At 56.7% G+C, this 23883-nt stretch carries 23 protein-coding genes; 12 read left to right on the plus strand and 11 right to left on the minus strand.

Features of this window, described 5'->3' with window-relative positions:
• Nucleotides 1-3 precede the first annotated feature (3 nt).
• Entirely contained in the window at nt 4-798 is a 795-nt protein-coding gene (locus tag KUF54_RS09475; protein WP_219342530.1) for a protein-L-isoaspartate(D-aspartate) O-methyltransferase, read from the minus strand.
• Nucleotides 795-1562, minus strand: coding sequence for a 5'/3'-nucleotidase SurE (surE, locus tag KUF54_RS09480; RefSeq protein ID WP_219342531.1), 768 nt, complete (start codon nt 1560-1562; stop codon nt 795-797). The genes KUF54_RS09475 and surE overlap by 4 nt, the downstream gene beginning before the upstream one ends.
• 125 nt (nt 1563-1687) lie before the next feature.
• Here surE and KUF54_RS09485 point away from each other — a divergent pair, with 125 nt between their 5' ends.
• The 6 genes from KUF54_RS09485 (at nt 1688) to KUF54_RS09510 (ending at nt 7493) form a co-directional block, all read left to right on the plus strand.
• Nucleotides 1688-2665 (plus strand): NADPH:quinone oxidoreductase family protein, encoded by a 978-nt coding sequence (locus KUF54_RS09485; protein ID WP_219342532.1) that lies wholly within the window; start codon nt 1688-1690, stop codon nt 2663-2665.
• A gap of 70 nt (nt 2666-2735) precedes the next feature.
• Nucleotides 2736-4340, plus strand: coding sequence for an alkaline phosphatase (locus KUF54_RS09490; protein ID WP_219342533.1), 1605 nt, complete (start codon nt 2736-2738; stop codon nt 4338-4340).
• A gap of 73 nt (nt 4341-4413) precedes the next feature.
• Complete coding sequence (locus tag KUF54_RS09495; protein ID WP_219342534.1) at nt 4414-6033, plus strand: phospholipase D family protein; 1620 nt, start codon at nt 4414-4416, stop codon at nt 6031-6033.
• Between the two features lie 90 nt (nt 6034-6123).
• Nucleotides 6124-6342 carry a ParD-like family protein gene (locus tag KUF54_RS09500; RefSeq protein ID WP_219342535.1) on the plus strand — a complete coding sequence of 73 codons (219 nt, stop codon included), beginning with the start codon at nt 6124-6126 and terminating at the stop codon, nt 6340-6342.
• The gene (gene map, locus KUF54_RS09505; RefSeq protein WP_219342536.1) at nt 6339-7145 is read left to right on the plus strand and encodes a type I methionyl aminopeptidase; all 807 of its coding nucleotides are present in this window, start codon (nt 6339-6341) and stop codon (nt 7143-7145) included. Before KUF54_RS09500 ends, map begins: the two co-directional genes overlap by 4 nt.
• Before the next feature lie 15 nt (nt 7146-7160).
• A complete protein-coding gene (locus KUF54_RS09510) occupies nt 7161-7493 on the plus strand; it encodes a multidrug efflux SMR transporter (RefSeq protein ID WP_219342537.1) in 333 nt (110 codons plus the stop codon).
• On the opposite strand, the gene KUF54_RS09515 is transcribed toward KUF54_RS09510, so the two are convergent.
• From KUF54_RS09515 to KUF54_RS09535, 5 genes are all read right to left on the minus strand, one after another.
• Complete coding sequence (locus KUF54_RS09515; protein WP_219342538.1) at nt 7487-8173, minus strand: alpha/beta hydrolase; 687 nt, start codon at nt 8171-8173, stop codon at nt 7487-7489. The genes KUF54_RS09510 and KUF54_RS09515 overlap by 7 nt on opposite strands.
• Before the next feature lie 199 nt (nt 8174-8372).
• Nucleotides 8373-8783 carry an alternative ribosome rescue aminoacyl-tRNA hydrolase ArfB gene (arfB, locus tag KUF54_RS09520; protein ID WP_219342539.1) on the minus strand — a complete coding sequence of 137 codons (411 nt, stop codon included), beginning with the start codon at nt 8781-8783 and terminating at the stop codon, nt 8373-8375.
• Complete coding sequence (locus KUF54_RS09525; RefSeq protein WP_219342540.1) at nt 8780-9727, minus strand: alpha/beta fold hydrolase; 948 nt, start codon at nt 9725-9727, stop codon at nt 8780-8782. The genes arfB and KUF54_RS09525 overlap by 4 nt, the downstream gene beginning before the upstream one ends.
• 11 nt (nt 9728-9738) lie before the next feature.
• Nucleotides 9739-10182 (minus strand): type II 3-dehydroquinate dehydratase, encoded by a 444-nt coding sequence (gene aroQ / locus KUF54_RS09530; protein ID WP_219342541.1) that lies wholly within the window; start codon nt 10180-10182, stop codon nt 9739-9741.
• A 113-nt stretch (nt 10183-10295) separates the two neighbouring features.
• The gene (locus KUF54_RS09535) at nt 10296-10673 is read right to left on the minus strand and encodes a hypothetical protein (protein ID WP_219342542.1); all 378 of its coding nucleotides are present in this window, start codon (nt 10671-10673) and stop codon (nt 10296-10298) included.
• 199 nt (nt 10674-10872) lie between these two features.
• Here KUF54_RS09535 and KUF54_RS09540 point away from each other — a divergent pair, with 199 nt between their 5' ends.
• The 3 genes from KUF54_RS09540 to KUF54_RS09550 all read left to right on the plus strand — a co-directional run bounded on the left by KUF54_RS09540 (nt 10873) and on the right by KUF54_RS09550 (nt 15494).
• Nucleotides 10873-12690: a glutamine--tRNA ligase/YqeY domain fusion protein gene (locus KUF54_RS09540; RefSeq protein ID WP_219342543.1), complete on the plus strand. Its 1818-nt coding sequence runs from the start codon at nt 10873-10875 to the stop codon at nt 12688-12690.
• Between the two features lie 211 nt (nt 12691-12901).
• A complete protein-coding gene (locus KUF54_RS09545; RefSeq protein WP_219342544.1) occupies nt 12902-14323 on the plus strand; it encodes a YdgA family protein in 1422 nt (473 codons plus the stop codon).
• A gap of 304 nt (nt 14324-14627) precedes the next feature.
• Nucleotides 14628-15494, plus strand: a complete 867-nt coding sequence (locus KUF54_RS09550; RefSeq protein WP_255576003.1) for a peptidoglycan DD-metalloendopeptidase family protein — start codon at nt 14628-14630, stop codon at nt 15492-15494.
• 119 nt (nt 15495-15613) lie between these two features.
• Here KUF54_RS09550 and KUF54_RS09555 read toward each other — a convergent pair whose 3' ends face one another.
• The gene (locus tag KUF54_RS09555) at nt 15614-16180 is read right to left on the minus strand and encodes a DUF2242 domain-containing protein (protein WP_219346346.1); all 567 of its coding nucleotides are present in this window, start codon (nt 16178-16180) and stop codon (nt 15614-15616) included.
• Nucleotides 16181-16491: 311 nt separating this feature from the next.
• Here KUF54_RS09555 and KUF54_RS09560 point away from each other — a divergent pair, with 311 nt between their 5' ends.
• From KUF54_RS09560 to KUF54_RS09570, 3 genes are all read left to right on the plus strand, one after another.
• The gene (locus KUF54_RS09560; protein WP_219342545.1) at nt 16492-17316 is read left to right on the plus strand and encodes an META and DUF4377 domain-containing protein; all 825 of its coding nucleotides are present in this window, start codon (nt 16492-16494) and stop codon (nt 17314-17316) included.
• Between the two features lie 171 nt (nt 17317-17487).
• Nucleotides 17488-18876 (plus strand): tRNA 5-hydroxyuridine modification protein YegQ, encoded by a 1389-nt coding sequence (gene yegQ / locus KUF54_RS09565; RefSeq protein ID WP_219342546.1) that lies wholly within the window; start codon nt 17488-17490, stop codon nt 18874-18876.
• A gap of 203 nt (nt 18877-19079) precedes the next feature.
• On the plus strand, nt 19080-19940 hold the full coding sequence (locus KUF54_RS09570; RefSeq protein ID WP_219342547.1) for a plasmid replication/partition related protein: 861 nt from the start codon (nt 19080-19082) through the stop codon (nt 19938-19940).
• A 290-nt stretch (nt 19941-20230) separates the two neighbouring features.
• Here the strand turns inward: KUF54_RS09570 and KUF54_RS09575 are convergent, their stop codons facing one another.
• The 3 genes from KUF54_RS09575 to KUF54_RS09585 all read right to left on the minus strand — a co-directional run bounded on the left by KUF54_RS09575 (nt 20231) and on the right by KUF54_RS09585 (nt 23672).
• Nucleotides 20231-20896 carry a TetR family transcriptional regulator gene (locus tag KUF54_RS09575; RefSeq protein ID WP_219342548.1) on the minus strand — a complete coding sequence of 222 codons (666 nt, stop codon included), beginning with the start codon at nt 20894-20896 and terminating at the stop codon, nt 20231-20233.
• 82 nt (nt 20897-20978) lie between these two features.
• Complete coding sequence (locus KUF54_RS09580) at nt 20979-22487, minus strand: class I adenylate-forming enzyme family protein (protein ID WP_219342549.1); 1509 nt, start codon at nt 22485-22487, stop codon at nt 20979-20981.
• Between the two features lie 18 nt (nt 22488-22505).
• The gene (locus tag KUF54_RS09585) at nt 22506-23672 is read right to left on the minus strand and encodes an acyl-CoA dehydrogenase family protein (protein WP_219342550.1); all 1167 of its coding nucleotides are present in this window, start codon (nt 23670-23672) and stop codon (nt 22506-22508) included.
• Nucleotides 23673-23883: the final 211 nt, after the last annotated feature.

Here is a 23883-nt window from a genome sequence, read left to right on the forward strand (position 1 = left end):
CTTTTAGGCTATCCCCGATTTTAGAGGGACAAAGTTAACTGCTTCCAGAACTGTTTGTGTAAACCCGTGTGAACTCTTGTCAATCACCAGCAGCGCTTGCTTACCCGAGCCTACGACGACGGGGGCAACAAGGCGCCCGCCTACAGCCAATTGTTCACACCAAGCTTGTGGCACAGCTTCTCCGCCAGCCGCACAGATAATGCCGGCATAAGGCGCCCCGCTGGCAAAACCCACCATTCCATCACCCAAAATCAAGTGAACATTCGATAAACGCATGGGGCGCAAATTACTGCGCGCTTTCTCGTGCAGGCCGCGCAAACGCTCTATCGAATAAACCTCTTTGGTCACCATAGCCAGCACAGCGGCCTGATAGCCACAGCCTGTGCCAACTTCCAGCACCCGGCCCTGCCCACTTCTGGCGGCATCAGAGTCCAACAATAGCTCAATCATCCGCGCCACAACACTGGGCTTGGAGATGGTCTGAGCCAGACCAATCGGCAAGCTGGTGTCTTCATAGGCCTGATTGACCAAGGCACTATCCACAAACCGGTGGCGCTCCACGGTGGCCATGGCGTGCAACACCGCAGGGTTGCTAACGCCTGCAGCAGCGATGCGCTGGACCATTCGCGCACGCACCGCTGATGAGTCAAGCCCCACACCCACTGGCGAGGCTGATACACCCAAGGGGTAGATAGACTTAGGAGCAGGCGAGCGCGCAGCGCTAGAGCCTGTTTGCACCGAGGTCTGCACGGAGCGGGCAATCCAGCCCGGAACTTGGGGCGAACGGCGTTCAGTCACGAAGCCGCACCTGTCAGTTTGCTAGCCGTCTGCGCCCAATAACCCAAACTATCGTGATCCGTTAAATCCACTTTCAGCGGCGTCATCGCCACATGGCCATGAGCCGTGGCGTGAAAGTCCGTGCCTTCTGAATCATCCTTGGCAGCGCCTGCACTGCCAATCCAGTACATGGTCTCGCCACGCGGGCTTTGCTGAACAATAGCTTGCTCTGCCGAGTGGCGACGGCCTAATCTGCACAATTTGACGCTCTTGATCGCATCCAGCGGCATATTGGGAATGTTCACGTTCAGCAGCCAAGGTGACGTGCCTATGAGCTGCTGCGACTGCATGTCCAGCACCATCTGGCGGGCCTTGGCGGCAGCGGCTTCAATTTCCCCCCACCCCTTATCAACCTGCGAGAAGGCGATGGAGGGAATGCCGAACAAAAAACCTTCCATGGCCGCGCCCACAGTGCCTGAGTAAATGGTGTCGTCCCCCATATTGGCGCCGTTGTTGATGCCGGAGACCACCAAGTCAGGTCGGTAGCCCAACAAGCCCGTCAGCGCGATATGCACGCAATCGGCAGGCGTGCCATTCACATAGCGAAAGCCGTTATAGGCCTTGTGTACATAAAGCGGCGCGTTCAGCGTCAGGGCGTTGGACTTGGCGCTGTTGTTGTGCTCAGGCGCCACCACTTCAACGTCTGCCACGGTGCGCAGGGCATCGTGCAAAGCCACGATACCGGGGGCCTGAAAGCCGTCGTCATTGCAAATAAGAATCTTCATGGATGGCACGGATTGTAGGGCGCTCCAAGGTCACGGCAGAGACACGCTGCATCCGCACCACACTTCTATCATCAGAGCGCCTTTTACCCCCAGAAGACCGACTCTAAAGATCAGGAGACATTCCCATGCACGCTTGGCTTTGCACCACCCCCACCGGCGTTGAGACTTTGCAGTGGACCGAGCAGCCAACACCCCAGCCCGGCCCCGGTCAGGTGCTGCTGGAAGTCAAGGCGGCCAGCCTGAATTTTCCGGACCTGCTGATTGTGCAGAACAAATACCAGATCAAGCCCCCGCTGCCCTTTGTGCCCGGGTCAGAGTACGCGGGCGTGGTGCAGGCCGTGGGCGACGGCGTCAAGCACCTGAAGGTGGGTCAACATGTGGCCTGCCTGTCTGGCACCGGCGGTTTCGCTACACATACGCTAGCGCCTGCTGCTTTATGCATGCCGATTCCCGCCGAATTTCCCTTTGTAGACGCCGCCGCATTCATCATGACCTATGCCACCAGCCACCATGCGCTGATAGATCGCGCTCAACTCAAGGCAGATGAGACCGTACTGGTGCTGGGCGCAGCGGGCGGTGTGGGCACTGCCGCCATCCAGATTGCCAAAGCCGCCGGTGCCCGCGTAATTGCCGCAGCATCCACCGACGAAAAATGCGCGCTGTGCAAGGCTCAGGGGGCCGACGCGACAATCAATTACAGCCAGGGCGATCTGCGCGAAGCCATCAAGGCCGCTACCGACGGCAAAGGCCCCGACATCATTTACGACCCCGTAGGTGGTGACTTTGCCGAGCCCGCGTTTCGCTCCATTGCCTGGCGGGGGCGCTATCTCATCGTCGGTTTTGCCTCGGGCCCTATTCCTTCGCTGCCGCTCAATCTAGCGCTGCTCAAGGGTGCATCGCTGGTCGGCGTCTTCTGGGGCGACTTTGCCAAGCGCGAGCCGAAGAACAACGCTGCCATGATGCAGGAGCTGGCCCAGTGGTATGCCCAAGGCAAGATCAAGCCGGTGATTGACCGCACCATGCCCATGAGCGAGCTGTTTGCCGCCTATGCACGCATGGGCTCGCGCCAGGTGCAAGGCAAGCTGGTCATGGTCAACGTGTAAAGCGGGGATCTCGCGTGCCAAAAGTCAGCCGCAGACGGCATACTCTGGCTGACATTTTCACGGCCACCCCATGTCCTTGCTGAACCAACTGCCCACGCTGCAGCGGCGCCGATTTCTGATTGCGTCCTCCTTCGCTACCGCTGCAGGCAGCCTGCCCGCCTGGGCGCGTTCCAGCAACGAGCCGGGCTTCAACCCCTTCGGGCTGGGCGTGGCCAGCGGAGATGTCCAGAGCGACAATATCCTGATCTGGACCCGTGTCGCCGTGCCGCCCAGCAGCCCCGATGAAGCAAACACCGCACAGCCCGCGTTCAAGCTACGCTGGGAAGTGGCCCATGACGACAACTTTCGCCAGATCGTTGCCAGCGGGGACACACTGGCCCAGCCCGAATGGGGGCACAGCGTTCGCTTAGAGGTCAAAGGGCTTGCGCCAGACCGCTGGTACTTCTACCGCTTCATGCTGGGCAGCGCAGTCAGCACCACGGGCCGCTGCCGCACCGCTCCGCTGCCCCATGCCGATGTGCGAAAGCTGCGATTGGCCGTGGCCTCCTGCCAGCGCTGGGAACATGGTTTCTACACCGCCTGGGCCGATGCCGCACAGGCTGCGCCAGACATGGTGCTGTTTCTGGGCGACTACATCTATGAATACGCCCAGCCTGAAAAAACCGAAGGCCTGGCCCGCCCCCAGCCACTGCCCACCGCCCGCACGCTGCAGGACTACCGCAACCGCTATGCGCTGCACAAAAGCGATGCCCACCTGCAAGCCGCCCATGCGGTATGCAACTGGTCCGTCATCTGGGACGACCATGAAGTGGAAAATGACTATGTAGCCCAGTATGGACGTGGGGAGTCTGCTCTCTTTTTAGCCAGGCGCATGGCCGCATGGCAGGCGTTTTACGAAAACATGCCGCTGCGCCCCAGTGCGTTGCAGCGTAACCAACAACTGGCTCTGTACCGGACCCTGAACTGGGGCCGGCTGGCGCGCATGCACATGCTGGATGGCCGCCAGTACCGCGACCTGCAAGCCTGTCGACCCGAAGGCAAAGCCAGCACCGGCACTGTGGACCCGCAAGCCTGCACCGCCCTGCACGACCCGGCGCGCAGCTTTCTGGGCTGGGATCAGGAACGCTGGCTGGACCAGCAACTGAAGGCCGACAGCCAAAACAATACCGAGGCCACCCGATGGAGCCTGCTGGTGCAGACCACGCTGTTTTCTGCCCGCAAGCATCCCAACGGCAAACCATCCACCGACAGCTGGGATGGCTACCCCGAAGCGCGCCAGCGTCTGGTCAACCAGATACGTCAGAGCCAGCCCCGAAACAGCGTTGTGCTGGGCGGAGATATCCACCAGAACTATGTCTGCGCCATTGGCAGACAAGCCGATCAAGCACCCGATAAAGCCAACCCCGTGATCGCCAGCGAGTTTTGCGGAACCTCCATCAGCTCGCACAGCGGCACCACACAAGCCAAGGTCGATGCCATCATCGCCAGCAACCCGCAAGTGCTGTACGCCCGCTGCGAGGAGCGCGGCTACAGCCTGGTGGAAATCACGCCCCAGACCATGAGCACAGAATTGCGCGCAGTCACCAACCCGCTACAAGCCAGCAGCAGTGTCTATTCGCTGGCCCGATTTGCGGTGGAAGACCGCAAACCTGGACCTGTGAAGATCCACGGATAAAAGCGCCATCGACTCGCCAAAGCACTGCGCCTGCGGCAAGGCCAAAGCCCAGCACTGCGGCATACTTGCGCCCATGCAATACACATGGGCTGTACGTCGCGCGTTCCCTCTGTGGCGGACTGCCGCCTCTGCCGTTCTTCTGGCCAGCATCCTATCCGGCTGCGGTCTGCCACCCATGCCGCCGCGCACCGACACTCATGCCATCAGTGCCCAGGAGTCTCAACAGACCCGGCTGGGTCAGGCACTGGCACCACTGCAGCAAGCGCACCCCAATCTAAGCGGCATTCACCCATTGAGCGACGCCCATGACGCCTTTGCCGCGCGTGCGCTGCTGGCCCGCGCCGCCGAGCGCACGCTGGATGTGCAGTACTACATCTGGCGCAACGACACCACGGGTCACCTGCTGCTCAATGAGCTCCTGAAGGCCGCCAACCGCGGCGTGCGCGTGCGCCTGCTGCTAGACGACGGAGGCACCGCCGGCATGGATGCCACGCTGGCTGCCCTCGACCAACACCCGAACATTGAAGTGCGCCTGTTCAACCCCTTTGTCGTGCGCACGCCCAAAGCGCTGGGCTATGTCACAGACTTCTCGCGCACCCAGCGGCGCATGCACAACAAAGGCTTTACGGCGGATAACCAAGCCTCCATCGTCGGGGGCCGCAATATTGGCGATGAATACTTTGCCGCCACGGATGGCGTGCTGTTTGCCGATCTCGATGTGGTCGCCGTCGGCACCGTGGTGCCCTATATTGGCCACGACTTTGATCGCTACTGGAGCAGCCAGTCCGCCTACCCCAGCGCCAGCCTGCTGCCGCCTATGCCAGAGCAAGCTGTGCAGCAGGTCTACAGCGGCCTGCAGACCGACACCCTGCGGTCTGAATCCCAAGCCTATATTCAGGCCGTGCAGCAAAGCCGCTTTAGTCAGGACTTGCTCGCAGGCAATCTGCCTCTGCAATGGGCTGCCACCACACTGGTCAGCGACGACCCCACCAAGGTCTTGAGTCAGGCAGGCAAAGAAGACTTGATGCTGGCCCAGCTGCAACCTGCTATTGGTATAGCAGCCCAGTCGTTGGACCTGATCTCGCCGTACTTTGTGCCCACGCAGGCGGGCATTAACGCTTTTGCCAAGATGCGCGCACAAGGGATCAAGGTACGCATTCTGACTAACAGCCTTGAAGCCACCGACGTAGCCGCCGTGCACGCTGGCTATGAGCAATACCGCGAGCCACTGCTCAAGCTTGGGGTCGAGCTGTACGAAATGCGCCGCCAGATCAATCTGCAGCCGCACAATGCACCCAAAATCTATGGAGAACCGCCGTCGCCCGCCGCCTTCAGCGGCAGCAAAGGTGGAGCGACGGGCAGCTCAGGTGCCAGCCTGCACGCAAAAACCTTTGCCATTGATGGACAGCGACTGTTTGTCGGCTCCTTCAACTTCGACCCACGCTCGGCATTGCTCAATACCGAGCAGGGGCTGGTCATACTGCACCCAAAGCTGGCGCAAGAGGTCAGCCAGACACTCGATCAGTACCTGCCCATGATGGCCTACAAGGTGCAGCTGAATGCCAGTGGTAAGTTGCAATGGACCAGTGAAGCAGGTCAGCCGCAAACCTTCAGCCACGACCCCGGCACCAGCTGGTTCAAGCGCGCCATGGTACGGGTGCTGAGCTGGCTGCCGATCGAAGGCTTGCTGTAATCAAGCCACCGCTGGAAAATCCGCCCGGGCAAGCATGCAATTTGCGCTGGCCAATATACGAAACGTATACTCGCAGTATGATGCGTGCCCATGGGAATCGTTAAAATTTCAGACCAATTGCACGACCAGATTCGTGTCTCCAGCGCGGCTCTTGGCCGCTCCATCAATGCCCAAGCCGAACACTGGCTGCGCGTAGGCCAGCTGGCCGAGCATCACCCTCAGCTCAATTACGAAGGTATTTGCGCCCTACTGATGCAGCAAGCTAAACGCACGCTGCAACTGCAGCCGCTGGCAGGAGATATGCAATGAAGCGCGGCAAACAAAAAATGGTGCCCATTCACGATGCATCGGATATTTTTCTCTCGCGCAAGGCCGGTGGCCTAGCCGCGCAGGTGCTGGCCATGCTCACGCCCCATGTGCAGCCCGGTGTCAGCACCGATGATTTGGACAAAATCTGCCACGACTACATCGTCGATGAGCTCAAGTGCACCCCCACCAATATCGGTTACCACGGCTTTCCCAAGACCGTGTGCACCTCCGTCAACCATGTGATTTGCCACGGCATCCCGGACGCCAAGCAAATCCTCAAGGAAGGCGACATTGTCAACGTGGATGTGGCCGTAACCACGCCTGAAGGCTGGATTGGCGACACCAGCCGCATGTACTACGTAGGCCAGCCCAGCAACTTGGCCAAGCGTTTGGTCAACACCACTTATGAAGCGCTGGTCGCAGGCATTCACGCCGTCAAGCCCGGCGCTACGCTCGGTGATGTCGGCCACGCCATTCAAACCGTGGCACAGCGCGAACGCTTTTCCATCGTGCGCGAGTACTGCGGTCACGGCATCGGCAAGGTCTACCACGACGAACCGCAGGTGCTGCACTTTGGCACGCCCGGCCAAGGCTTGGTGCTTGAACCCGGCATGATCTTCACGATTGAGCCCATGCTTAACGCTGGCAAGGCCGCGACGCGCGAGCTGGCAGACGGCTGGACCGTTATCACCAATGACAAATCGCTGTCTGCCCAATGGGAGCACATGGTGGTGGTGACTGACACCGGCTTTGATTTGCTGACAGCTTGGCCAGAAGGCACAGGCAGCTACCCCGCCATTTAAGGCAACGTGCCTGCCATGCAAAACTACCTGTATCTGGGCCTGGCCATCGTCTGCGAGGTGATTGCCACCTCGTTTTTGGCCAAGTCTGATGGCTTTACCAAGCTGCTGCCCACAGCTGTGGCACTGGTCGGCTACGGCATCTCGTTTTACCTGCTGGCGCTCACTCTGCGCGTGGTGCCCACGGGGATTGCCTATGCCATTTGGTCAGGCGTGGGCATTGTGCTGGTCTCCGCCGTGGCTTATTTCTGGCAAGGCCAGAAGCTCGACGCCCCCGCTCTAGCCGGCATGGCCATGATTGTGGGCGGCGTGCTGGTGATCAATCTGTTCTCAAAAACAGTCGGTCATTGATCAGCGTCGTAGTCCTGCACAAGCTGCGATAAATCCTGCAGCCACTGCATGCTGGCCTTGAGTTCCTCGGGGCGAATTTCATGCGCACCGGGGTACTCGTGATAGTTCAGTTGCAAAGGCAATGCGCCCAGCTTGTCGCGAATAGCGTGAGCGCTGGTCAGCGGAATCACATTGTCATAAGTGCCGTGACTCACCCAAGCTGACTTGCCCGCAAACGCAGCTGCCGGTGCGTGTTGCGCTGCAATTTCAGGCAGCAAGCGGCTGTGCCAGATGAGTGCGGCGCGCAGCGTTTGCGGCTGGGTCAGCAGCTGGCTCAGGCTCATGATGCCGCCTTGGCTAAAGCCTCCCACCACTACGCGCTCGGGCGGAATATTGAGCTGTGCCGCAGCCTGCTCTACCGTTTGCTGCACCAGCGTGCGCGCCTGCTGCTCTTGCGGCACGTTGATGTGGCGCGTGCCATCAGCATCGACCGTGAACTGAAACCACGCATAAGCGCCCATGCCCATGGCAAAAGGCGCACGCAGGCTGATGACGTGAAACTGAGGCGGCACATAGGGGGCCAGACCGAACAAGTCCTGCTCATTGCTGCCTACGCCATGCATGAGCACCAACAGCCACACCGGCTGTCCTTGAGCAGCTTGAGCGGGACGTTCCAGATAGGTCAAAGGCAGTGTATTCATGAAAAATCCTCCGAAGAGGCCAATTAACAAAGTGAAATCCGCCTGTAGTGCTTTTGTATTCTGCGGCTGCAGCTATCAAAAAAATATAGCGCAGACCCGCAAGCCCATGCGCTACAGAAGTCATCGCTACGGCGGATTAGAAAATCTATTTTGATAGCAACCAGTCCTTACAAATCAAGGACTAGAGCCATAAAATACCTCAATCCTGAACCTTCCCACGCAGTGCCTTGACGCCAGAGCGCAAGTTCTTACCCTGCAGCCGTCTTTGCTGCGAGCCCCAAGTCGGCTTGGTGGCCTTGCGCGGGCGTGGCGGCTTGGCCACCGTTGCCACCAGTGCGTTCAGGCGCTCCAAGCCATCCCACAGGTTGTGCTCTTGCGTGCGGTACTTTTGCGCCTTGATGACCAAGACGCCTTCGGTGGTGATGCGCGAATCACCCAGCGCCAGCAGGCGCTGCTGCACATCTTCAGGCAGGCGCGAGGCGCGAATGTCAAAGCGCAGGTGCACGGCGCTGGCCACCTTGTTGACGTTTTGGCCGCCCGGGCCTTGGGAGCGAATCGCCGTCCACTGCACATCGGCCTCGGTCAGCACAAAGGTGGAAGAGGTCGTCACGGTAAGGCTCGCTGCAGGGCAGCGCAAAACTGCGCAGGGTTTTCATGCTGCGCCCAGTGCCCAGCGTCCTCCATGACCTGCCAATGCAGCGGCTTCGCGCATTGGCGCTGCATCAATTCATGCAACGCTGGCAGGTGGCCGACATACAGCGGGTCATACCGCCCATAAATAGCAGCGACAGGAATGTTTAAACGGCTCAGCGCCTGCGCCAGCACATTGGTGCGCGACAAGCGCCTGCGCCCTAGACGGTCGCGCGCTACGTTAAGCGCATGCAGCGTCAGGGTTTCATCATCAATCAGCGCCGCGTCATGCAGCATCAATTGCGCAATATTGTGGTGATGCGCCTGCATCTGCGCCTCAAGCCCTGGCAGATGACGCCAGCCTTTAAGGCGCACAGTGCGTCCCTCGGTCATGCCCATACCCGGCGCACCCACCAGCAGCAAGCGCTGTGCAAGCTCAGGGTGGGCGGCAGCCAACATGCCGGCCGTCATGCCGCCAAAAGAAAAGCCCACCAAATCGCAGACAGGCTCACTGCTTGCGCCGCCCAGGATTTGCTCAATGCCATAGGCCAGTGGCTGCAGCATAGTGTCCGCATCTGTGCCGCCGGGCACACGATCAGAGCCGCCAAAACCGGGTAAATCAGGCAGCCACAGGCTATAGCCCGCAGCAGTCAAAGGCTCAATCACGCGCAGCCAATGGGTCCAGCTGCCGCTACCGCCATGCAGCATTACCAAAGGCCGTTCACGCCGGGTCACACCATCTGGGGGTTGCCAGCCATGCCAAACCATCTGGCCGCTGCCTTCATCTGCGCTAATGGGCGTAAACACCCGCCGAGCACGATCTTGCAACTGGGCCATCAAGGCAGACAAAGCCAGCCCCAGCTCTTGCGAGTTCTGGTCTAAAGAGTAAGTGCTCTCACCCACTGATTCAGCAACCTCTTGCATCACTTTCTCACTCACCACTGCGCCACCGCATCAATGGCCAAGCCATAGCCGGCCACGCCAAAGCCGCATATCACGGCGCGAGCGGCGGCAGACAGATAGGAGTGATGGCGAAAGCTCTCACGCGCATGCACATTGCTGATATGCAGCTCCACCAGCGGCACGCCCGTACCCTTGATAGCATCCAAAATCGCCACGCTGGTGTGGGTGTAAGCACCGGCATTCATGATGACCGCGGCCAGCTCGCCCTTGGCCTGCAAACGTCCGGCCTCATGCACCCAATCCACCAACTCGCCTTCGTGATTGCTTTGACGAAACTCCAGAGCCAAAGCGTGACGCTGGCAAGCAGCTTCGCAAAGCATTTGCACATCAGCGAGCGTGGACGAGCCGTAGATAGCGGGCTCGCGCATACCTAGCAAATTGAGATTGGGGCCATTGAGGACGTAAACGGTTTTCACGAAAGCTCTCTCCTTGTTTTATGACTGCCTGCGATTATGCGAGCGCCTCACCTTCGCTGCAGACATAAAAACGGCTGCCTAAGCAGCCGCGAGAGATCAAGTTACCTCAACCATTAACGACGATGGCCATGACCGTGACCGCGGTGACCGTGATGGCGATGGCCATGAGGACGATGATCGCGATACCCATGCCCACTCCAGCGCGGGCCACCTTGGTAATAAACAGGCGCAGGGCGGTACATAGGGCGAGGTGGCGCGTAATACGCAGGAGGAGGTGCGTAGTACACCGCAGGAGGCGGTGCGTAATACACGGGGCGTGGCGGCATATAAACCGGGGCACCTACGCCCACAGCAACGCCGGGCACGCCAACACCCACTGACCAGCTAACGCCGCCATGCGCTTGAGCGGCGCCCACCGCCATCAAGCCTGCAATCGCCATAGAACCTGCCGCCAGCCACTTGGCAACTCGCTTGGAAGTGTTTTTAAACATCAAAATCTCTCCTCTGTTTATGAGTCATCGAGGGCAGAACTTGCAGTTCTAAGCTGAGACTTCAGCCCTGTAGATATAACGCTTACGACTCCAATTTGGTTGGCAGGTTCCATCAAGATATTGTGACTAAATGCACAACTGCGCAGCATCAGTGTCCGCAGGCCAACACGAGGTCATGTCAGCAGCCTAAAATGCTGCAATGAGCTCTGCTGACGCCTCCAAATCCAACAATGCCGCCCCTGAGGCGGTCAAGCCCACCAACTTCCTGCGCCAGATCATTGAATCCGATCTGGACAAGGGCACCTATGCCACCCGCCATTGGGGCGGTACGCCCGGTGATGCCCAGCACCACCAAAGCGGTCAGGTCGATCAGGCCAAGATCCGCACGCGCTTTCCGCCAGAGCCCAATGGCTACCTGCACATTGGTCACGCCAAGTCCATCTGCCTGAACTTTGGTCTGGCGCGCGACTTTGATGGTGTCTGCCACCTGCGCTTTGACGATACCAACCCTGAAAAAGAAGAGCAGGAATACGTTGACAGCATCATTGATTCTGTCAAATGGCTGGGCTTTGACTGGAAAGATGCCAACGGCAGCGACAACCTGTACTTTGCCAGCAACTATTTCGACTTCATGCACCGCTGCGCGGTCCACCTGATCGAGCAAGGCGTGGCTTACGTGGACGAGCAGTCCGCCGACGATATGAAGGCCAACCGCGGCGATTTCACCCGCGCCGGCGTGAACAGCCCCTTCCGCGACCGTAGCGTGGCAGAAAACCTGCAGCGCTTTGCCGACATGAAAGATGGCAAGCTGGCTGATGGCTCCGCCGTGCTGCGCGCCAAGATTGACATGGCTGCGCCCAATATCAACCTGCGTGACCCCGCCATTTACCGCGTGCGCCATGCAGAGCACCACAACACTGGCAACCAATGGTGCATCTACCCCATGTACACCTTTGCGCACCCCATTGAGGATGCGCTGGAGCACATCACCCACTCCATCTGCACGCTGGAGTTTGAGGATCAGCGCCCGTTCTACAACTGGTTGCTCGACCACCTGCGCGAAGGCGGCTTGATTGACTCGCCACAGCCTCGCCAGTACGAGTTCTCTCGCCTGAACCTGACTTACGTCATCACCAGCAAGCGCAAGCTCAAGCATCTGGTGGACAACAACCTTGTCACCGGCTGGGACGATCCCCGTATGCCCACCGTGGTCGGCCTGCGCCGCCGCGGCTACACGCCCGCCTCCATCCGCAACTTCTGCGACCGCATTGGCGTGACCAAGGATTACGCCTGGATCGACTACGGCACGCTGGACGGCTGCTTGCGCGAAGATCTGGAAAACCAAGCTCACCGCGCCATGGTGGTGCTGGACCCGGTCAAGCTCGAACTCACTAACTGGGCTGAAGTGTTTGGCAGCGCCGATTATCTGGAGCCTTGCAACCTGCCTGCCCTGCCCCACCCTGTGGACGGCGAGCCTGTGGCCGAACGCCACTTCAGCATTGGCCGTGAGGTATGGATTGAGCGCGAAGACTTTGTCGAAGAGCCACCCAAAGGCTACAAGCGCCTGTTCCCCGGCAACAAGGTACGCCTGAAGGGCGGCTATGTGATCGAGTGCACCGGCTGCGAAAAAGATGCCGACGGCCACATCACCAAGGTGCTGGCCACCGTGGTGCCCGACACCAAGAGCGGTACACCCGGTGCCGACACCGTCAAGGTCAAGGCCGCCATCACCTGGGTAGGCGTGAGCGACGGCCTGCAAGCTGAAGTGCGCCTGTACGACCGCCTGTTCACCGACGCCCAGCCTGATGCAGGCGGCAAGGACTTCCTCACGCTGCTGAACCCCGGCAGCCTGAAGGTGGTCACGGCCTATGTGGAGCCATCGCTGAAGGCTGCGAAGCCGGACGACAAGTTCCAGTTCGAGCGCTTTGGTTACTTTGTGGCGGACCGCAAGGACCACAGCACCGACAAGCCCGTGTTCAACAAGATCACAGGGCTCAAGGACAGCTGGGGTAAATAAAATTTATCCCATCTAAGCGTTGATTAAGGCTGTCAAAGATTTTTGACAGCCTTTTTTATTGCCCTTACGTTGAATACACTCATTGAAAAACAATCAAACCAAACTTTGTGAAACTCGTGCGTTCGCTCTTTTCTTCTTAGAATCGAGCAGTCAGACTATCGAATTAATTTATTGATAGTTTTTTATTTCGAAAAAGTATCCAAGGAAAACAATGAACAAGAAAGCAGGCATAGCTATTGCAGCAGCAGTGGCCGTGGTCACAGCAGGCGCTCTGGGCACTAGCTATTACATGGGCGGCAAGCTGCAGCAAAGCTTTACCGAAGGCATTGCCAAGGGCAACGATTACGGCATCAAAATTCAGATCACCAGCTATGAACGCGGAGCTTTCTCCTCCACCGCCAAGACGGTCTGGACGCTGGATGACAGTGACGAACCCACCCAGTTCACGGCCGAGCACAAAATCAACCACGGCCCCTTGCCTTTAGGCCATGCAGCCGAAATTCATACCCGCTTTAACCTGCCCGATGATGCTGAGCCCGCGATCAAGACCGCGCTCAATGGCCGCTCGCCACTGGAGATTGCCACCAAGGTTGGCTGGGGCCGCAGCAGCTCTAACGTGATGACTTCACCCGCTGTAGTCACCCGAGTCAACGAGAGCGACATGAACTGGGGCGGCATGAAGATCGCATGGGACATGCCTGCCGATCTGAAGGGCGCCAAGGGCACGGGTAGTTTTGAAGGGCTGGAGTTCAAAGATGCTGAAGGTAGCGTTGCCATGGGCAAGGCCGACATACGCTTTGACAACAAGCAACCCGAAGGCCAGAAGTTCTGGACCGGCCCGTTTGTTTTGAACATTGCCAAATTTACCGCCAGCAAGACCGAAGATGGCAAAACCTCAGCCAGCCAGGTTGAAGGCATCAGCATGGATTCGGACACCCGACTTTTGGGTGACGTGGTGGAAATGACGCTCAAGACAGGTGTTAAAAGTGCCAAGCTCGAAGACAAGCAAGCCGACGACATCTTGCTGGATTTAGCCATCAACAATGTAGATACCGGCTGGATTAACCACGTAATGGATTTGAGCAAGCGCATGAAATCGCAGCGCTCCGAGGCAGCGCAAGGCGAGCAAGCGGGTAGCGACGAGGACGAAATGTCCAACGGCGACTTGCGCGATGCCATGCTCAAAAACCTGATACAGGCGCTGGCACGCAAGCCATCCGTTGAAATCAAGCGCTTATCTATGCGCACTCCTGAAGGGGTGAGCGAGTTTTCGGCAGCCGTTCAGTATGTCGGTGACGGAAAAAAAATGGGCAATCTGCTCAAGGACCTGAAGGTGAGCGTCAAGGCCGATATGCCAAAGCCCCTGATGGAAAGCCTGATGCAATCGCGCAAGCGCGCCAGCCTGATCGCTCATCTGGATGATGAAAACGATTACAAGTCAGAAGAAATTGACTCCGCTGCCAAATTCCAAACTCAGGGCAGCCTAGAGTTGCTGACGAAAGAAGGCATCTTTGAAGACAAGGACGGCAAGATTCGCACCGACATTGTTTTTGCCAACGGTGAAATTCAGGCCAACGGCAAACCGCTGAGCCCAGAAGGCACCGCCATGCTGATGACCGAGGCCATAGAGTAAATGGCAAAACTCAAGACATCAACCAAGGCATAAGCATGATTACTTTGCTCGCCGTTGTGGCGGTGGTTGCGATCATCGTCTTTCTCATCATGCGCTAAACAGCTGAGTCATTTCGCCCCGCTACGCCCGCCCTTCAAGCGGGCGTAGCTTTTGCTTCCATCACCATGGATTCAAGAGCAACTTCTCTGCTCAGTCTTTAGAGTTGCTCTTTACACGACTCACGCTTGCGCATTGACCTAGCGCTATCGTTTCTATATCAGATAGTCTTTGGTATATATGGGCCTGAGCCCTTTTAAGATCAAAAATGAACATCAGTACCGCTCTTGAACGTCGCCGCCTTCTGCAATGGATGAGCTTGACGGCAGGCATGGCCAGCGCCCCTGCCTGGGCAGTCAATGCCGCACAAGGCGTCAGTTCCATCAGACCCCAGGACAGCCGCGTGCCCGGTGGGATTGCCCGCCTCTCGCTCGGCCCTGCAGCGACTCGCCCCCAATTGAGCTATAACGATGCGCCTGCATTGGTACTTGGAGACATGATTGAATGGACGGCGCTGATCGGCATCCCCTTATCGACGACTCCGGGCGAGTACACCCTGCCTGTCGAAATGGATGGTCAGCTGCGCAACAAGCAACTGACGGTGCAAAACAAAAAGTATGTGGAGCAACGCCTCACGGTCTCTCCTAAGACCGTAGACCTATCCCCCGAAGACAACGCCCGCTATGAACGTGAGGCGGCTCACCTTAAGACCGTGATGGCTAGCCTGAGTCAACCGTTCCCTATCGCAACCAACCTGCAAATGCAGGTGCCTGTGCCCGGCCGACGCTCCAGCAGCTTTGGACTGCGCCGCATCTTCAACGGCCAGCCGCGCAATCCGCACAGCGGCATGGACATTGCCGCAGCAACAGGTACACCCATCAGGGCGCCGTTGCCCGGGAAAGTCATTGATGTAGGCGACTATTTTTTCAACGGCGGAACCGTCTGGCTAGACCATGGCGGCGGCCTGCTCAGCATGTACTGCCACCTCAGCCAAATGGGCTGCAAAGTAGGAGACATGCTGAAAACAGGCGACGTCTTTTGCAAGGTCGGCGCCACAGGTCGCGTCACAGGCCCCCACTTGCATTGGGGCGTGATGCTTAATCGCGCCATGGTCGATCCGGCTTTGTTTCTTTAAATCAAAGTCACCCCAACAAAAAAGCGGCTCAACAGCCGCTTTTTGCTATCTAAATGAGAACACACCCCACAAGCTCATCAATGGCTACAGAGTGATTTCACTTTAAGACAGGCGTTTCTTCAAGGCGTTTCTTTATCTTGCTTGAGATAGCTTTCTAACAGCTCAAAAAAGCTGTCATAGAAGCTACGTTTGGCAATGGTCTCGCTACCAATCTTGACCAACGAGTCAGAGGTCGAAGAAAACGGCAAAGACAGCGAGCCCAAAGCGCTGACGCCCACGCTCGCAGAGGTCGCACTTTTTTTCAGCGTATAGCGATCTTGCAGCGCCGTTGCAAAACCTAAGCTCACCTGCCCATCACTGGTCTGCGGCACACAGACCACACGGAAGTTGATTTCTAGATTCGTATCCACATTGGGCTGAAAGTTTTTGCGCCCTTCGACCAGCTCCTGCGTCCTCGCTGTCGCGATATAGCCCTGACTGAGCAAAGCCCGGCGCGCCGCCTCGCAAGTCTGCGCAGGGGTTGCATCAAAGCCTCGAGAAAAAGTAGAACTAGAGTCAAAAGTCTCATCCAGCGGTTCATGCGCGGTTTTGGTAATAGCGCAGCCACTCAGCAGCCCCACCAACAGGCTAGCAAGACCCAGATTCAAAAAATTCTTTACAGACAAAGCAACTCCACCAAAGCGCACAAAATTTTCTCGAGACAGAGGTTGCACTGTACGCACCTCATTTTCAAGAGTAGCAGTTTGGCGACTCCTTGCTGAGCAAGCCAGTGCAAGCCCTACGAATTATTGCTATCTTTACAGGGCCTTCACGCGCATCAACTGCAGACTCGCCTTGAGCTCCCCTTTCGCACGCACCGTTTATTTGCTGACAATACGCGAGCAGCATCGAATGAAGGGCATCGCATCACAGGGGAACTGATAAGGTCAGCATGACTCAGATGCCTTAAACACAGCGAGCAGCCATCTCGCCCCTATTTCACCTTCAAGGAACTCTCATGAAATTTCGCTGGAACTGGTGCCTTCCCCTTGTTGCCTCGATGACGCTAGCCGCTTGCGGCACAACAAGCGGTGGCGGCACCAGCAAGACTGGCCCCAATGGCCCTGCAGGCGATGCCGCATCTCTGACGGCCTATCACTGGAAGCTACAACAAGCCTTCACGCCCGCAGGCACTGCAGATCAAACGTGGTTTCTGAGCGCCAATCAAACACCGATCGAGCTGGACTTTATTGAGCAACGCGTTGTGGTCAAGAATTTGTGCAACGTCATGTCTGCACCCTACAGCGTTGAAGGCCAGCGCCTGAACGTACAACGCGCAATGAGCACACTGCGCGCGTGCAATGACAACCAGCTCATGATGCTGGAACAAAAAGTCGCCCGGATCCTACCCACGACCAAACAGTGGAATGTGCAATTTGGTGAAACCGCGCAAGAGCAACCCCGACTCACCGTTCAGTTCATCGACGGAACACGCTTTCAGTTCAGCGGCAAGCCAACTGCGCAAACCCAGTACGGCAGCGCTCCTGAACGCATTTTTCTGGAAGTAGCCCCGCAGCGCAAAGCCTGCAGCCACGGCGTCATCAAAGACTACCAGTGCCTGCAAGTTCGCGAGATTCGGTACGCTGAAAACGGCGTCAAAACCCATACCGGCCAGTGGGAAAATTTCTACAGCGAAATTGATGGCTACAAGCACGAAGCCGGTGTAAGCAATGTGCTGCGCATTAACCGTTTCAAGCGCCAGAACATGCCTGCAGATGCATCGAGCTATGCCTATGTGCTGGACATGGTGGTTTCTTCAGCGATTGTAGAAAAGCGAAAATAGGCTTTCCGACAGACCTCGCCCCTTAGAAAAGGGGCGTTCTTAGCGGTGAACAAAATCTCGGTACAGAGCTACAAGATTTGTTTTTGAACCCGCCGACAGGCACAAATGCCTGAGCAATGCAAAGCGACCACCCTATTCACGTAGCCTTAGCAAGCCACCGTGAAAAGCGCAATGCAGGACAATAGAGGCATCATGACCCTCAAAGCCCCCGAACTGCTGCTGCCTGCCGGCTCGCTCGACAAGATGCGTGCTGCCTATGACTTTGGTGCCGACGCCGTGTACGCCGGCCAACCGCGCTACAGCTTGCGTGCGCGCAATAATGAATTCCGCCTGGAGCAGATCGGCCAGGGCATTGCCGAAGCACATGCACGCGGCAAAAAGTTCTTTCTGACCAGTAATTTGATTGCGCACAATGACAAGGTGCGCACTTACATCCGCGACATTGAGCCCATCATTGCGATGAAGCCCGACGCCATGATCATGGCCGACCCCGGCCTGATCATGATGGTCAAAGAAAAGTGGCCCGAGCAGGAAATTCACCTTTCCGTGCAGGCCAACACGACCAACTACGCCACCGTGAAATTCTGGCAAAAGATGGGCGTCTCGCGCATCATTTTGTCGCGTGAACTGAGCTTGGACGAAATCGAAAAGATCCGCCAAGAATGCCCTGACATGGAGATTGAAGTCTTTGTGCACGGCGCGCTGTGCATTGCTTACTCCGGCCGCTGCCTCTTGTCCGGCTACTTCAACCGCCGCGACCCCAACCAAGGCACATGCACCAATGCCTGCCGCTGGGATTACAAGACGCATGATGCGGCTGTAGATGCCAACACCGGCGAAGCGCTGGGCCAGACCATGGAAAACGGCTTCAATTTTGAAGACGCCAAAAACGATCTGGACAACCAGTTCACCAGCACCTGCGGTGACCAGCAACGCCACCCTAAGGCCGACGCCATCTACCTGCTGGAAGAAAAAGGCCGTCCCGGCGAGATGATGCCCATCATGGAAGATGAGCACGGCACCTACATCATGAACTCCAAAGACCTGCGCGCCGTGGAGCATGTGGAGCGCCTAACCAAGATTGGCGTGGATTCGCTCAAGATCGAAGGCCGTACCAAGAGCCTGTACTACGTGGCCCGCACCGCACAAACCTACCGCCGCGCCATTGATGACGCCGTGGCCGGTCGTCCCTTCAACCCCGAGTTGATTACCGAGCTGGAAGGCCTGGCCAACCGTGGTTATACCGGTGGTCTGATGGAGCGCCGCCCCGCCAACGATTATCAAAATTACGAAACTGGCCACAGCGTGCTGCAGCGCAGCCACTTTGTGGGCGAGGTGCGTAGCTATGCCGATGGCATGGCCGAGATCGAGACCAAGAACCGTTTCTCGGTGGGCGATACGCTGGAAATCATTCACCCTACCGGTAACCGCCAAGTCAAGCTGGAAAAAATGTTTGACCTAGAAGGCAAGCCCGTGGAAGTCGCCCAAGGTAACCCCATCCGTGTGCGCATTCCGCTGGAAGGCCCGGCAGAAGGTGCGCTGATTTCACGCCTGCTGTAAGCTCAACCGGCTTTGCTTTTCCAACGCCCCATACGCTGGGGCGTTGCTCTTTTTTCAGTAGCTTCCTGTCTGCGTTCTAATTCATATTTCAAGCGAATATGCCTCGAAGTCAATGAAGAACTTAGACGATCAGCTCATTTATTGATAGTGGAATTCGGCATTTTGCCGCCTGCCACAAGCCTTGCACTCACGGATAAATACACATGGATCTGCGCATTGACGAAGGCCTCAAGGCCTATATTGACCCACTCACAGCCGACGAGCATGAATCGCTAGAGCGCAGCATCCTCGCCGAAGGCTGCCGCGATGCGCTGGTGGTTTGGGGTGATCTGCTGATCGACGGTCACAACCGATACGGCATCTGCCAAAAACACGGCCTGCCCTTCAACACCATTCAGGCCACACAGTTCAAGAACATGGACGATGTGCATCTGTGGATGATTGACCAGCATCTGGGTCGCCGCTCGGTGTCTGACTTTCAGCGAGGTGTGCTGGCCCTGCGCAAACGCGAAATCATCGCCGAGCGCCGTGCTGCTGCAGCCGCCGCCGTAAATGCCGCCAAGTCCGCCCAGCCCCCATCCGAAGAAGCGCCATGGGAAGGCGATACAGACCCCGCTATTGCCCAAGCGCTGGCAAGCGTAGCCAAGGTGCCCGATGAGGCGCTGGACACCCGCGAAGCACTGGCCCGCGCCGCCCGCCTGTCGGCCGGTCAAGTCAAAATGATTGAGACCATTCAGGAAAAGGCCGTACCTGAATTGGTCGCCGCCGTGAAGGCCGGTGAGTTGTCGCTCAACGCCGCCGCCGTGGTGGCCACACTGCCTGAAGCTGAGCAGCAAGCCGTTGCCGCTGAAGGTGCTGACGCCCTGAAACAAGCCGCCAAGCGCGTGCGCGATGCCAAGAAAAAGCCTAAGGCCGCCAAGCCCGAGGTCGATGAATCGGCAGATGCAGCACCCGCCGCCAGCGTCGAAGAGCTGCAAGAGCGCGTAACCGAGCTGCAAGCCGAAAACGAGCGCTTGCGCATGCAGGTCAAAACTCTGCAAGAGTTACTGGCCGAACAAGGCTGAAAACGCTTAACAGTAGAGTCAGCCTTGCTTTGATAAACGGCCGGGCAATGACCACTGACAGCTGGGCTTAAGTCCAGCACAGCATTCAAAGTGTGCCTCGCGCATGTTTGAAGGCGCTGTTGGATAACTACAGCTTCAGTTGAACCACCCAAAACCCCAGACGTGGCTACACCACGGCCACCGTCTGAGGACATCCCTGTTCAGCGAATCGATTCAAGATAGCTGCCCGGATGTGAGGCTGGGATTTTTCTATTGCAGTGGGGGCAGTCCACCACGAAATCCGACATGACTCAATCAGCGCTCGAGCCACCACGAGAGAGGTGCTCAACCACCAATGTTTCAATATAGTTAAGCCAGCCTTCGCAAGCCTCCGGCGCTTCAAGATTACGGCCTAGATAATTGGAAATTGTGTAGCGGTTGGACACATACAAATAACACAGCGAGGCGATTAACAAGAACACGTAGTCCACCGCTACCTTATTCTTGAAAACTCCTTCACGAGCACCGCGCTCAAGAATCTGCTCGAGTAATTTCATCTTCGGAGAAAAAATCCCCTGCATGCGAGCGGATGATTTCTTCAGGTGTGCCGCTTTGTACAAATTCTCCGTATTGAGCAGGCTTAAATATTCTGGGTTTTCTCTATAGTACGACCACGTAAAACGTACCAGCTTCCGAATCGCCTCTTCGGGCGGTACGTCCTCAAGCCTCAACGCTTGTTCCGCCAACATTTGCTTTTCATACAACGACTCTAGAGAAGCAATGTACAGACCCTCCTTATTTCCAAAGTGGTAGTACAAGCTACGCTCATTGCGCTTGGCCCGTTGGACGATTTTTTCTACGGTAGCGCCGCCATAGCCATTTTTTGAAAACTCGTTGATCGCTGCTTTCAAAATGACTGCGCGTGTCTTTTCGCTATCCCTCGCAACGCGCTTTTTTGCAGGTTCTATCTGATCCATAACTCTCGTTCCAACATTAATAGGCCATCCAACCTTTTGGGTGGATGGCCATGTGTGTGCTATCGAGTCTAGGTGTTCGCGCCTATTCTTCGATCAACTCTCTTTTTAGCACTTTCCCTGCAGGGCTGATCGGCAATACATCACGGAAGCTAAAAAGACGAGGCAATTTATATGCTGCCAATTTTTCTTTGCAATGCTCCATCAACGCATCTTTGTCCTGAACTGCGCCAGGGCGCAATACCAGCACAACTTTGAGCAACTCTCCAAACTTGGCATCAGGGATACCCACAGCAGCAGCTTGCGCAACCGAAGGATGCTGCAGCAAGACATTCTCCACCTCAATAGCAGAGATTTTTTGCCCCCCCGAGATCACTTGATCCCGTGTTCGACCCGCAATGTAGTAATGACCCCGGGCATCTTGATACGCTAAGTCACCGGTAATAAACCAGCCATTATCAAAAGCCGCAGCGGTCCGCTCCGGGTCCCTGAAGTAGCCGGACATTAAGGTATTGCTTGAACGGACCAAAATAGCGCCCGTCGCACCTTGCGCCACTGCTTGCCCTTCGTCATTGAGCAAGCGGACCTCCACACCAGGAGCAGTTGAACCAACCGAGCCCACCGGTACCGCTTGCGCATCATCTGCACGGAAGCTAAAGATCGGCCGGCACTCGGACAAGGCGTAATAGTCTTGAATCCGCATTCCCAGACTGGACTCAATCGCATCACGCGTCGTGACGGCCAGCGGTGCACCCGACGACACGGCTATGCGCACCGAGCTCAAGTCATAACGGATGCTGGTTTGTGTCACATGCTCCAGCATCATCGCGTACATGGTTGGCACACCCAAGACCATGGTCACACGCTGAGCAACCACCCCCTCCAACACGCGAACAGGATGGAAGCGCGGGAACAACACTACAGACGCGCCCTGCATGAATGCAACCAGAGTAGCGGTGTGCAAGCCAAACAAAAAGGATAAAGGCAGAGCGCACAAGCAACGATCTTTCGCAGTCACATTCCAAATTTGCGCAAATGTTTCAGCACCGGCCATTTCAATGGCATCGGTTGCCGGCACACCCTTCGGGGCAGAAGTCGTCCCAGATGTGTAGATGACCAATGCCAAGTCTGCTGGCTTGCGCGCATGAAGTGCTACTGCGTCACCTTGTACCTGCACACTTTGAATGACCAGTTGCTCCAACTCCAAATGCTCAACATGGACGTTCGATAGCGCTTGCGCTGCATGTATCTTGCTACTGCTAGATGCATCACTCACGACCAACGCAGGTTCTGCATGGCCCAAGATATAAGCAATCTCTGTCGCAGCCAAGTCAGAATTGATAGGGAACAATGCTGCACCACAGCGCATTACCGCGTGATAGAGAACCAAATATTCTGGGCAGTTACCAGATAGCAAACATACTCGATCACCCTCGCCAATTCCCTTGGCTTTGAGTAGGAAAGCCATCTGCAAAGATGCTTTCGCCAACTCTGCGTAGGTGATGGTTTGTTCACCAAAGATGATGGCGGCCTTGTCAGGGGTCGACACTGCAAAATGGTCGATGCGGCCCACGATGGTGTTGTAGTCGTTCATTCCGATACTCCTTCGTCTTTACAACAAGCCCAGTGCTGCGCCATCACCAGCCAGCAAACGTTTAGCAATTACCATTTTTTGAATTTCGTTAGTGCCTTCTGTGACGATGTAAATCGGCGCTTCACGGTAGTAACGCTCTACCGGGAATTCAGAAACGTAACCATACCCACCGTGCACACGCACCGCAGACAGACACACTTCAGCCCCCATTTCACTAGCTACCATCTTGGCCATCCCCGCCAGCATGTCGCAGCGCTGACCACTATGTTTGACGCGCGCAGCTTCCATCGTCAGCGCGCGTGCAGCCATCACTTTGGCAGCCATATCTGCCAGCAAACCCTGAACTGCTTGGTGATTTGCAATAGGGGTGCCAAACGTCTCACGTTGCTGTGCGTACGTTAGCGCTGCCTCTAAAGCAGAACGCCCCAACCCAACTGCAGTTGCTGCAATCGCAATACGGCCGGTCTCAATCACATCAAGCAATTGCGACAAGCCTTTACCGGGGGTTCCGCCCACAATGGCATCCGCCGAAAGTTGCACGTTGTCAAAGACCAACTCTGCCGTATCAACATGTTTGAAACCCATCTTGTGGTAGAGGCTGGGGACAGTAAAGCCTGGAGTACCCCGCTCCAGAATGCAAAGACTGATGCCATCTTTAATAGGCTTGGCCGCAGGGTTGGTTTTAACCAACGCGATGTAGATGGATGCCTGCTCACCATTGGTGATGAAAATTTTGCTCCCTTTGAGGGTCCAGCCTCCCTCGGCATTGGGCGTTGCTGTGGTCGAAATGCTTTGCAAGTCAGAGCCTGCGCTCGGCTCGGTCAGCGCAATCGCACCGCGAATCTCACCCTGCGCCATGCGCGGCAGGTATTTCTGTTTTTGCTCTTCAGTGCCGTATCGATTCAGGATGCTAGACACCGAGCAATGACTATTGATAAAGCTGGGCAGACTGGCCCAGCCAAACGACAACTCCTCCATGATCCGCGTATACACCGGCACACTCAAACCCAAGCCGCCATATTCCTCTGGGATCACGATGCCAAACAAACCTAGTTCTGCCATCTGAGCGATGACATCGTGTGGATACTCGTCAGAAGCCTCTAAAGCAGGAACTCTAGGCTTAATTTCCTTGCTGACATAACGGCGAATTGCCTCAACCAAAGCGTTTTCATCTTCCGTGTGCATTCAAGACTCCTACCAAAACTTGAGATCAAGACAACCCATAGACGGTTGCCCTTGCATTGCCCAACGAGACACCAAATTCCTTAGTCCCGCCGTCTGCACCGATAAGTGCATGTGATCAACTGACGCAATAGTTATGCCAGTTCAATGCATTTATGCAGTAAATACTTCAATCATTTAATGCTTCATATCAGTGTTTTTGTTGCACTGTTAG

Origin of the sequence: Comamonas sp. Y33R10-2, from assembly GCF_019355935.1 — a bacterium.
Lineage (GTDB): Bacteria > Pseudomonadota > Gammaproteobacteria > Burkholderiales > Burkholderiaceae_C > Comamonas.

Excerpts from the sequence above, each read along its gene's own strand:
- KUF54_RS09490 (WP_219342533.1), top strand. The coding sequence starts at position 2,736 with ATGTCCTTGCTGAACCAACTGCCCACGCTGCAGCGGCGCCGATTTCTG.
- KUF54_RS09485 (WP_219342532.1), top strand. The coding sequence starts at position 1,688 with ATGCACGCTTGGCTTTGCACCACCCCCACCGGCGTTGAGACTTTGCAG.
- yegQ (WP_219342546.1), top strand. The coding sequence starts at position 17,488 with ATGCAGGACAATAGAGGCATCATGACCCTCAAAGCCCCCGAACTGCTG.
- map (WP_219342536.1), top strand. The coding sequence starts at position 6,339 with ATGAAGCGCGGCAAACAAAAAATGGTGCCCATTCACGATGCATCGGAT.
- KUF54_RS09570 (WP_219342547.1), top strand. The coding sequence starts at position 19,080 with ATGGATCTGCGCATTGACGAAGGCCTCAAGGCCTATATTGACCCACTC.
- KUF54_RS09585 (WP_219342550.1), bottom strand. The coding sequence starts at position 23,672 with ATGCACACGGAAGATGAAAACGCTTTGGTTGAGGCAATTCGCCGTTAT.
- KUF54_RS09575 (WP_219342548.1), bottom strand. The coding sequence starts at position 20,896 with ATGGATCAGATAGAACCTGCAAAAAAGCGCGTTGCGAGGGATAGCGAA.
- KUF54_RS09525 (WP_219342540.1), bottom strand. The coding sequence starts at position 9,727 with ATGCAAGAGGTTGCTGAATCAGTGGGTGAGAGCACTTACTCTTTAGAC.
- surE (WP_219342531.1), bottom strand. The coding sequence starts at position 1,562 with ATGAAGATTCTTATTTGCAATGACGACGGCTTTCAGGCCCCCGGTATC.
- KUF54_RS09510 (WP_219342537.1), top strand. The coding sequence starts at position 7,161 with ATGCAAAACTACCTGTATCTGGGCCTGGCCATCGTCTGCGAGGTGATT.
- KUF54_RS09535 (WP_219342542.1), bottom strand. The coding sequence starts at position 10,673 with ATGTTTAAAAACACTTCCAAGCGAGTTGCCAAGTGGCTGGCGGCAGGT.
- KUF54_RS09500 (WP_219342535.1), top strand. The coding sequence starts at position 6,124 with ATGGGAATCGTTAAAATTTCAGACCAATTGCACGACCAGATTCGTGTC.
- KUF54_RS09540 (WP_219342543.1), top strand. The coding sequence starts at position 10,873 with ATGAGCTCTGCTGACGCCTCCAAATCCAACAATGCCGCCCCTGAGGCG.
- KUF54_RS09550 (WP_255576003.1), top strand. The coding sequence starts at position 14,628 with ATGAACATCAGTACCGCTCTTGAACGTCGCCGCCTTCTGCAATGGATG.
- KUF54_RS09545 (WP_219342544.1), top strand. The coding sequence starts at position 12,902 with ATGAACAAGAAAGCAGGCATAGCTATTGCAGCAGCAGTGGCCGTGGTC.
- KUF54_RS09515 (WP_219342538.1), bottom strand. The coding sequence starts at position 8,173 with ATGAATACACTGCCTTTGACCTATCTGGAACGTCCCGCTCAAGCTGCT.
- KUF54_RS09495 (WP_219342534.1), top strand. The coding sequence starts at position 4,414 with ATGCAATACACATGGGCTGTACGTCGCGCGTTCCCTCTGTGGCGGACT.
- KUF54_RS09560 (WP_219342545.1), top strand. The coding sequence starts at position 16,492 with ATGAAATTTCGCTGGAACTGGTGCCTTCCCCTTGTTGCCTCGATGACG.
- KUF54_RS09580 (WP_219342549.1), bottom strand. The coding sequence starts at position 22,487 with ATGAACGACTACAACACCATCGTGGGCCGCATCGACCATTTTGCAGTG.